The sequence below is a fragment of the Pyramidobacter sp. C12-8 genome, assembly GCF_002007215.1.
Lineage (GTDB): Bacteria > Synergistota > Synergistia > Synergistales > Dethiosulfovibrionaceae > Pyramidobacter.
Window position 1 is genome coordinate 1 of record NZ_MUHX01000049.1, and the last position, 9,101, is coordinate 9,101.

The 9,101-nt window shown below is 58.6% G+C and carries 8 protein-coding genes; 1 reads left to right on the forward strand and 7 read right to left on the reverse strand.

The annotated features are described in order from the left end of the window. Window positions 1-545 precede the first annotated feature (545 nt). From B0D78_RS11845 to B0D78_RS11875, 7 genes are all read right to left on the reverse strand, one after another. The gene (locus tag B0D78_RS11845) at window positions 546-1,946 is read right to left on the reverse strand and encodes a Na+/H+ antiporter NhaC family protein (protein WP_078017150.1); all 1,401 of its coding nucleotides are present in this window, start codon (window positions 1,944-1,946) and stop codon (window positions 546-548) included. Window positions 1,947-1,975: 29 nt separating this feature from the next. Beyond that, on the reverse strand, window positions 1,976-3,145 hold the full coding sequence (locus tag B0D78_RS11850; protein ID WP_078017151.1) for an alanine dehydrogenase: 1,170 nt from the start codon (window positions 3,143-3,145) through the stop codon (window positions 1,976-1,978). 282 nt (window positions 3,146-3,427) lie between these two features. Then, a complete protein-coding gene (locus B0D78_RS11855; RefSeq protein ID WP_078017152.1) occupies window positions 3,428-4,654 on the reverse strand; it encodes a UxaA family hydrolase in 1,227 nt (408 codons plus the stop codon). A gap of 11 nt (window positions 4,655-4,665) precedes the next feature. After that, on the reverse strand, window positions 4,666-4,935 hold the full coding sequence (locus B0D78_RS11860; protein WP_009163624.1) for a UxaA family hydrolase: 270 nt from the start codon (window positions 4,933-4,935) through the stop codon (window positions 4,666-4,668). A 105-nt stretch (window positions 4,936-5,040) separates the two neighbouring features. Continuing rightward, window positions 5,041-6,552: a tripartite tricarboxylate transporter permease gene (locus B0D78_RS11865; protein WP_078017153.1), complete on the reverse strand. Its 1,512-nt coding sequence runs from the start codon at window positions 6,550-6,552 to the stop codon at window positions 5,041-5,043. A 20-nt stretch (window positions 6,553-6,572) separates the two neighbouring features. Further along, window positions 6,573-7,019, reverse strand: coding sequence for a tripartite tricarboxylate transporter TctB family protein (locus B0D78_RS11870; RefSeq protein ID WP_078017154.1), 447 nt, complete (start codon window positions 7,017-7,019; stop codon window positions 6,573-6,575). A 110-nt stretch (window positions 7,020-7,129) separates the two neighbouring features. Next, the gene (locus B0D78_RS11875; protein WP_078017155.1) at window positions 7,130-8,104 is read right to left on the reverse strand and encodes a tripartite tricarboxylate transporter substrate binding protein; all 975 of its coding nucleotides are present in this window, start codon (window positions 8,102-8,104) and stop codon (window positions 7,130-7,132) included. Window positions 8,105-8,557: 453 nt separating this feature from the next. Between B0D78_RS11875 and B0D78_RS11885 the strand changes: the two genes are divergently transcribed. Next, window positions 8,558-9,101: helix-turn-helix domain-containing protein (locus B0D78_RS11885; protein ID WP_143521828.1), on the forward strand; the 544-nt coding region annotated here is incomplete at its 3' end.

Consider the following 9,101-nt stretch of genomic DNA (forward strand, 5'->3'; position numbering starts at 1 on the left):
AAAAATTTAACGGAAAATCTCCTGCAGAGATCTTTATCAACCTGTATGGCGAGGACGTATTGCATTTACTCGGACTCGAACTTATTCCGCCACAGGATATCTGTTTAAAGCGGACTCTTCTCGCCGGTAAATAACGGCTCCTTTTTAATTTCTTGATTGCATTAACTCTGAACTGAAAATTTTGCTTTCAGTTGAGGATCACTTTTGTATGCACTTTTTTCGGACAATTTCCTCGTAACAGCTTTTCATCCCCTTGAATTTGTTCCGTTAGCGCAATCTTGATCGTTATTATGTGTTCGTAATGACTGCTTGCTGCTTTTGTCCTGTCAAAGTAAATGCAACCCCGTCGCATTTACTTTGACGAGGTTGCATTTACTCTGAAAATTTACCGCTTTGTTTCTTCGCCGGGCGGCCATGATCGCCGCGCGGAACGGCGTTGTGTGTGACGGGGAGAGGCGGCATTTTGCGCGCGGCGGACCGTTTGGCACGAAAAAGGCCGGCCTCAGCCAAGAGACCGGCCTCGCTTTGACGGAGCGATGACGGGATCATACCATCAAGAACCCTACGAAAAGATAAGCGATCGAAGCCGCCGCAGCGCAGACGAGCGCATAAGGCAGCTGGGTCTTGACGTGATCGATGTGATCAGCCGCCGCTCCCGCGGAGGAAAGAACGGTTGTGTCGGACAGGGGCGAGCAGTGATCGCCGAATACGCCGCCGCCGGCAACGGCCGCAAAGCAGGCGGTAACGAGCGGCGTCACCTGATTGTTCGTATAGTTGAAGGCCAGCGGCAGCGCAATGGGCATGCAGATCGCGAACGTTCCCCATGAGGTTCCCGTGGCGAAGGCCATGATCGCCGCGATCACGAAGATGATGAAGGGCAGCAGATGAGGCGACAGGAACTGTTGGGCCAAAGAAACGATGTAGTTGGCCGTCCCCATGGTTTTGCTCAGCGCATTGACCGAATAGGCGAGAGCCAACAGCATGACGACGGGCACGGCCCCCTTGACGCCGTCGGTGGCCGTGTTGATGACATCTTTGAGAGGGATGCCCTGCAGCATCATGCTGACGGTCATGAAAATCACGACGGCGAGGAACGCCTCCATGGTCTTGGCGGAGTGAAGCGTGACGTAGGTCCCCACGGCGATGCATACGATCATCAGCACCGGCAGGATGAAATTGAGGAACACGCGCGTCTTTATGCCCTCTTGCGCGGGCATCTCCGTCAGTTCCTTGCCGATCAGCGGCTGAGCGCCGTCGCGCAGGACCTTGCCTTCGTCCATGGCGCGCCGCTCGGCTTTCTTCATCGGCCCGAAATCCTTGACGAGACCGGAGCCGATCAGGAATACGAAGGCCACGGCAAACAGCGCGTAAAAGTTGAACGGCACGGCTTTCACGAACAGGCTCATGGCCTGCTCCTGGTCGACGATGCAGCCCACGCCGACGGCCAGACCGCTCAAATAAGCTGCCCAGCCGGTGATGGGCACCAGCACGGAAACGGGCGCCGAGGTGGAGTCGGCGATGTAGGACAGCTTTTCGCGGCTGATTTTCGCGTTGTCGGAAATACGGCGCATGACCGTGCCGACGAACAGCGGCGAGAAGGAATCGCTGAAATAAACGAAAAGGCCCAGCAGCCACGAAATCAACTGCACGCCCTTGCGTCCCAAATGAAAATCGTGCACCTTCCGCGAAAATCCTTGAATGGCCCCCGTCTTCTGGAAGTAAGCGACGAGAATACTGATGAAGACGTTCAGCATCATGACCCAGGCGAAGCCTGTGGTCCCCATGCTCGTTTTCAGCAACGTGGGCAGCCCCATCAGCCCCTGTCCGGCCAGCAGCGTGCCGGCAAAGCAGGCGACCATCAGCGAGACCACCGTGTTGCGCGTGACAAAGCACAGTACCACGGCGAGGAGCGAGGGAATGACGGAAATAAATCCCATGTTTTGCATCGTAACGCCTCCTTAAATGAAAAACAGACTTATGCTTTCTTGTAGAAATTGTTCGAGCGGCTGACCGTCGCGTGAGGCGCCGGGTCGAGTTCGCGTCCGGCGATGCCGAGGACGTCCTCCGGCCTGATCCATGGCTTGCCCTGCAGCGCGCTGGTCTCCTCGTGGGTCAGCATCCCCTTGTAGCAGGTCAGGGCGCGGCGCAGGAAACCGTCGCGCGCGCAAGCCTCGGCGACGCCGCGGTTGAGAATGCTGCGGAAGTGCCCGATGACCGAGGCCGCATAGGCGATGGACGTTGACTGAGCAATGGCGCCGGGAATGTTGCTGACGCAAAAGTGAACGATCCCTTCCTCGACGTAGCGGGGATTCTCGTGCGTCGTCTCGTGGAACGATTCGATGGCGCCCTGGTCATCGTTGCTGATGTCGACCAGCACGGAGCCCTTTTCCATGAGGCGGAGCATGTCGCGAGTGACGAGATAGTCCTTGCAGCCCTTGGGCCATTTGACACAGTTGAGGATCATGTCGGTGCCGGGCAGCAGTCTGGCGACGTTTTCGCGCGTGGAGAAGGCGGTGTCGACGGAATCGCCGTATTCGAACTGAATCGCCCGCAGCGTGCCGATGTTGATGTCGAGCACCGTGCAGTGGGCGCCAAGGGCGTGCAGCACCTGCAGAGCGCTCTTGCCGACGATGCCGCCGCCGAGAATGACGACGTTCATGCCCGGCGCGCCCGCCAGACCGCCTACATATTTGCCCTTGCCGCCGTTGATCGACAACATCGACTCGAGACCGAACAAAGCGCCTTGTTTGCCGGCCGCCTCGCAGTTGGGCGAGCCGTAACGGTGGCAATCCTCGGCGGTGAACGCGATGCACCCGCTCTTGAGCAGCGCCTCGACTTCTTCGGGATGAGCGGCCGGATGGATGCAGGTGAAGACGATCTGGTCCGCGCGGATCAAACCGTACTCGCAGGGCTCGAACTCCTTGACCTTGGTGACGAACTCGGCTCGGGCGTAAATCTCTTCCATCGTGTCGACGATCTTGGCTCCCGCTTTGGCGTAGGCGCCATCGTCAAAACCGGCGCGCTCGCCGGCTCCCTTCTGGACCAGTGCCTCATGTCCGTCGGCGACGATCGTGGAGATCTCGCCGGGCGTGGCGATGGTGCGGTATTCGCCGTTCTTGATGTCTCTCAGAAGACCAAAGATCATGTGAAATCCTCCAGTGTTGGGAAATTTATAGAGTCTGAATATTATATTCAGATGTGGCTTAACATAGAATATCATGAAATGAAAAAAATGAGGAGAGGCGGCCGCCTTTCTTTCACAAAGAATATGCCACTCGGATCTGCTGTGACAGATCCAACGCATCATGATCAACAAAGCGAGACGGCTACCGGCATAAAGCCGGCGACGGTCTCGCTTTGTGAATTTTCCTCGCAACTCCCAGCAAACTATGTTAACGCTTTCTATCAAGAATCAGTATGACGGGCGCTACACCTCCCGGCAGTGATTCATGATTTCCTCTTCGCTCTTGACGTGGTAGCCGTGACGACGGGCGATGCACATCAGGCTGTCGTCGCCGGTCTTCTCGGCCTGTGTCCGCTCGCCATCCGCAACGCGGATGACGAGGTCGAGCAGGGCTCTGCCGGTGTCTTCGGGCGAATCGCCGCGGGAAATGATGCCCGACGCGTCGAAGTCGAACATTTCGCTCATGGCCTTGTAAGTTTTTTCGTTGCCGGTGATCTTGACGACCGGGGCGATGGGGTGTCCCGTGGGCGAGCCGCGTCCCGTGGTAAAAGCGACGATCTGCGCGCCGCAGCCGATCTCGCCGGTGGTGACTTCGCCGTCGTGGCTTTCGTACTTCATCAGGAACAGGCCTTTCTTGCCCTTCTCGGGCGGCGTGGCGTAGTCGATCACGTCGACAATGGGGCAGGTGCCCGATTTGTGCATGCCGCCCAGCGCCTTTTCGACGATGGAACTGACGCCGCCGTCGGCGTTGCCGGGGGAGATGAGCTGGTTGCGTTTGGCTCCCAGCCGCATGTCGATGCTGCTGCGCAAGACGTCCTCGATCTCGTAAATGGCTTTGTAAACTTTATCGGCGACCTCTTTGCTGACGGCGCGGCGGGCGAGAATGTGCTCGGTGCCGAGCAGCTCGTTCATCTCGCTGAGGATCGCGCTGCCGCCCTGCGCGACCAGCTTGTCCACCATTTCGCCGACGGCGGGATTGGCGGCCAGGCCGCTGGTGGCGTCGGTCCCGCCGCACTTCGTGCCGACGAACAGCTCGCTCAGCGGGCAGGGCACGCGCCGCTGTTCGGCCAGACCGGCGAGCATTTTTCTGCCGGCTTCGACGGCGCGGTTGATCGTGTTGGTCGTGCCGCCTTCTTCCTGGATGACGAAACAGGCGACGGGGCGCCCGTTCTTGCGCACGGCTTCCTCCAGCTCGCGCGGCGGAAAACGCTCGCAGCCGAGGCCAATCACCAGCACCGCGCCGACGTTGGGATGCGTGCCGAGAGCTTTGAGCGTACGGGCCGTCAGTTCAAGATCAAGGCCGACCTGCGAACAGCCTACGGCATGGCGGATTGGCACCGAACCGGGCAGCTGGGCGGCAATGCGCTCCACCGTGCGATTGGCGCAGAACACGGAGGGAATGATGGCCAGATGATTGCGTACGCCCACCGTTCCGTCTGAACGACGGTATCCATTGAAAGTGATCGTCATGATCGTTCCCCCTATCGCCTGCCGCGCTCACAGGACATGTTGTGCGTGTGGATCCATGTGCCGCGGGGCGTGTCGGCCTTCACGCGGCCGATCTCCTCGCCGTACTTGATGACCGGATCGCCGGCGTGCAGGTCTTTGATCAGCACCTTGTGGGCGAATTCCACGTCGTCGAGGAGCGTCAACGGTCCGTCGGGCGTGTCGATCGTATCGCCTCGGAAACTGTCTTCGAGCACTGTTTTCACGTTGTCGGCGGGCGATATCTGCAAACTGCGTCTGAGCATTTTTCAAATTTTCCCCCTCAATTATGCTGTAACGTTTCTTCGGAAAAAAGGTGCGGCATCGCCAACAGAACTTCGAATCGGCCGCATCTGTCCGATCGTCTTGAGCTACGCCGCCTTTTTGCTCTGACGCGCTTTTTTCCAGTTGACATACCAGGGCGTGGACTGGATCAAAGAAAGCAGCGCCAACGCCAGCAGCGCGGCGGAGATCGGGTTGGTGACGAAAATCGACCAGCTGCCGCCGCTGATAAGCAGCGCCTGATGCAGGCTGACGTCGAGCATATGGCCGAGAATCAACCCGACCACGAGGGGCGCGACCGGGATTTTGAGCTTATCCATGAAGTAACCGAGGATGCCGAAACAGAACATCAGCCCCACGTCGAAGAAGTTGTTGTTGATGGCGAAAGCGCCGATGACGCAGAGAATCGTGATCGCCACGGCGAGAATGCGGTTGTGGATCTTCGTCACCGCGATGCACAGGCGCGTGAAGAACAGGCCCTCCACGAACATGGCGAAGCACGAAAACAAGATGGCCCACAGCAGCGTGTAGGTGACGCCGGCGTACTCGGTCATCAGCGTCGGACCGGGCATGATGCCGTGGATCATCAGGCCGCCGAGCAGCACGGCCGTGGCCGAGCTGCCGGGGATCCCCAGCGTGATCGTGGGCACGAGAGCGCCGCCGACCACGGCGTTGTTGGCCGATTCCGGCGCGGCGATGCCGTATTCGTTGCCGTCGCCGAATTCGTGTTTGCTGCGCCCGGGCTTGTAAAAGCGTTTGGCCTCGTTGTAAGCGAACCAGCAGGCCGTGTCGCCGCCCGTGCCGGGGATGATGCCGGTGAACACGCCGATGAGGCCGGAACGGACGATTGTCGGCAGCAGCGCCCTCAGCTCGAACCAGGGACGCACGACGCTGTCCTCGATCGTCCCGATGCGCTCGGCATTGTCCTCGTCCTTCTCGATCAGACGGAGCACCTGGGGGATGGAAAACAAGCCGATCAACGCGACCGTGAAGGGAATGCCCGAGAACAGGTTGATATTGTTCATGGTGAAGCGCGGGATCCCCGTGATGGGGTCCATCCCCACCGTGGACAGCGCCAGGCCGAGCGACCCTGAGAGCAGTCCCTTGACGGGCGATCCCTGCGACAGCGAGGCGATGATCGTCATGCCCAGCACGGCCACCGAAGTGAGCTCGACGGGGCCGAACATCACGGCCACACGTCCCAGCAGGGGCGCTACTGTCAACAGCGCGATACTGCTGACCACGCCGCCGACAAAGGAAGCGAACAGCGAAATGCCGAGAGCGTGCCCCGCTTCGCCGCGCGAGGCCATCGGATAGCCGTCCATGACCGTGGCCGCCGCCGAAGGCGTGCCCGGCGTACGGATCAGAATGGCGGCGATCGAGCCGCCGTACATCGAGCCCATATAAAGCGACGCCAGCATGGTGATGCCTGTTTCCGGCGGCATGGCGAACGTCACGGGGACCAGCAGCGCGATCGCCATCGTAGCCGAAAGGCCGGGCATGGCGCCGACGAAAAGTCCCAGCGCCGTGCCGCCGCACATGGCCAGCATGTTGTTCCACTGGAGGATGTTGCTCAGACCGAGAATCATACTGTCAAACATGCGAACACGCTCCTTTTCCCTTAAGCGCCGAGCAGTGGTTCGAGCAGGCCGAGCGGCACGGGAAGATTCAGGAAACGGACGAACAGCAGATAGACGAAAACGCAGAACAGCGCGGCGATCAAGGCTGCCTTGAGGAACCCCGCTGCGCGCAGATAGATATAGCTGACGATCATGAAAAGAGGCGTCGCGACGAAATATCCCGCCTTTTCCGTCACGGCGATGTAAGCGGCGGTCATCAGCGAGTAAACGACCACGCGCACGACGTTGATCCGCGCTTTCTCACCGGATGGAGGGGCCGAGCGCCGCGCATTGAAAGCCATCGCGAAGCTGAGCAGGAAGATCAACGCCGCCACCAGCTGCGGAAACAGTCGAGCGGAATCAGGCATGGACTGGGCTGTAAGGAAAAAGAACAGCCCCACGCCGAAGGAAAACAGCGCAAAAAGGACGTGTTGCATAAAATAGGACATGAAAAAAGACTCCTTCGCACAAACGGACAGCCCCGGTTTTTCGGCGATACCACTTGAAAAAAGGCGGCTTCAGCAAGTGAAACCGCCTCGTGGTTCATTTCGGTGGAAGTTCAGTGTTTCTGAAACTGATCCTTCACTTCGTTCCAAATTTCGGTGAAATCCTTTTCCTGTTTCTTCAGCATGGCCATGTAGTCGTCGCCGTACTTCATGTCGATGATGGAAGCGCGGTCGGCGCACGCTTTCTTGAATTCGGGCATCTCGGCCATCTTTTTGAACGCTTCGATCAGCGTGTGGCGGGCCTCCTCGGGAATGCCGGCGGGAGCGCTGTAGCCGCGCGAAGAGCCGGATACCACGTCGATGCCTTTTTCCTTCATCGTCGGCACGTCGGGGAGCAGCTCGTAACGTTTCTCGGCCATGATCGCCAGCGCGCGCAGGTTGCCGGCTTTGATCTGAGGGAAGACGATGCCGATGTTGTTGAAGCTGACGTCGATCTTCCTGCCCATCGCCGCCTGCCAGGAGGGACCGTCCCCTTCGAAGGGGACCATCTGGACTTTCAGCCCTGAAGCTTTTTCGAAGATCAGCGTCGTGAAGAAATCGTCGCCGCCGACCCCGGAATTGCCGACGGTGACCTTGCCGGGGTTGGCTTTGACCGCCGCGATGAAATCGTCGAAAGTCTTGAAGGGACTGTCGGCCGCCACGACGACGATGCCGGGATCGCTGATGACGTTGGCGATGGGCGTCAGCTCGTCGACCTTGTAGGTGATGGCGGGCGTCATGATGTAGTTGGTCAGAAGCATGGGCGTGTTGGTGATACTCAGCGTGTAACCGTCGTTGCGAGTCGCCTTGGCCAGCTGCGTCCAGGCGATCGCCCCGGTGGCTCCCGGGATGTACTGATTGACGAACGACGTGCCAAGGACCTTCTCCAGGTAAGGCTGAGTCAGCTGAGCGACCGTATCGCTGCCGCCGCCGGCCTTGAATCCCTGCAGAACGGTGATCTGCTTGCTCGGATAAGCGGCAAAAGCAGCGGACGCTGCCAGCGCGCCGATCAAAACTGCTGCACCGAAAACGCGATTTCCACTTCTCATCAAAAGATCTCCCCCTCACGATGTATTAATACTGTTTTCTTGATAAAAAGCGTTCGCACCGTTTGCCGGGCGCTGCGGGGGAGTTCAGCCGCTCAGAACTCCCTCGACTGTGCTGCGCAGCTCGCTGTGTGGCTCTCCCTCGCAGCGCCCTTATGCTCGGCCTTTTAATGGAGAAACAGTATAGGTACCTGAACCGTGGTGCCTTAAACCTCCCCGCGGAGCGACGGGGAATGATTTTTCAGAGGCGAAGCAGTCTTTCGCCGAATAACGATCGAGAGCTTTTCGTTGAAAATCAGCGTCAGTTTTTCTGGTTAACCATGATCTACCTGAGGCAAAAACAGTGTAACATCATGGATATTAAAAATCAAGTCGACAATTTACTTTTGTCGTTGCTCAGTGATAAAGTCCCCCATAACTGTTCCAAGAAAATGTCACTCTGAGATAATACCGTTCATGAAACAGGAGCGAATGACATTGTCACAAAAGGAACTGGATCGTATCAGGATTATCGGAGCGCTTGTCGAGGGACGCATGACGAACAGGGAGGCGGCGGAAAAGCTGGGGCTCTGTCAACGGCAAATCATCAGGATCAAGAAGAGGTTCGTCGCTCAAGGGGCGGCGGGACTTGTTCACGGCAACCGCGGCAGAACGTCTCGGCGCAGGATCGGAGATGAGGTTCGGGAGTCGGTGCTGAAGGCGTATGAGGAGGTCTATTACGATTTCAACTTCTCTCACTTTGCGGAATGCCTGAACGAACGGGAGGGGATCGGGATCAGTCGTTCGAGTGTCGTCCGCATCCTGAAGGACGAGGGGATCAGGAGCAAGAAGAGTGTGCGGCGGCGGCCGAAGCTTCACCGTTCTCGACCGCGGAAGGTGGCCGCGGGGATGTTGTGGCAGACTGACGCCACGTCGTTTGAATGGTTTGGCAGGGGGAACGGGCGTGCGACGCTGCACGCTTATATTGACGATGCGACGGGGATCGTGACTGGCGCCTGTT

Excerpts from the sequence above, each read along its gene's own strand:
- B0D78_RS11845 (WP_078017150.1), bottom strand. The coding sequence starts at position 1,946 with ATGCAAAACATGGGATTTATTTCCGTCATTCCCTCGCTCCTCGCCGTG.
- B0D78_RS11850 (WP_078017151.1), bottom strand. The coding sequence starts at position 3,145 with ATGATCTTTGGTCTTCTGAGAGACATCAAGAACGGCGAATACCGCACC.
- B0D78_RS11855 (WP_078017152.1), bottom strand. The coding sequence starts at position 4,654 with ATGACGATCACTTTCAATGGATACCGTCGTTCAGACGGAACGGTGGGC.
- B0D78_RS11860 (WP_009163624.1), bottom strand. The coding sequence starts at position 4,935 with ATGCTCAGACGCAGTTTGCAGATATCGCCCGCCGACAACGTGAAAACA.
- B0D78_RS11865 (WP_078017153.1), bottom strand. The coding sequence starts at position 6,552 with ATGTTTGACAGTATGATTCTCGGTCTGAGCAACATCCTCCAGTGGAAC.
- B0D78_RS11870 (WP_078017154.1), bottom strand. The coding sequence starts at position 7,019 with ATGTCCTATTTTATGCAACACGTCCTTTTTGCGCTGTTTTCCTTCGGC.
- B0D78_RS11875 (WP_078017155.1), bottom strand. The coding sequence starts at position 8,104 with ATGAGAAGTGGAAATCGCGTTTTCGGTGCAGCAGTTTTGATCGGCGCG.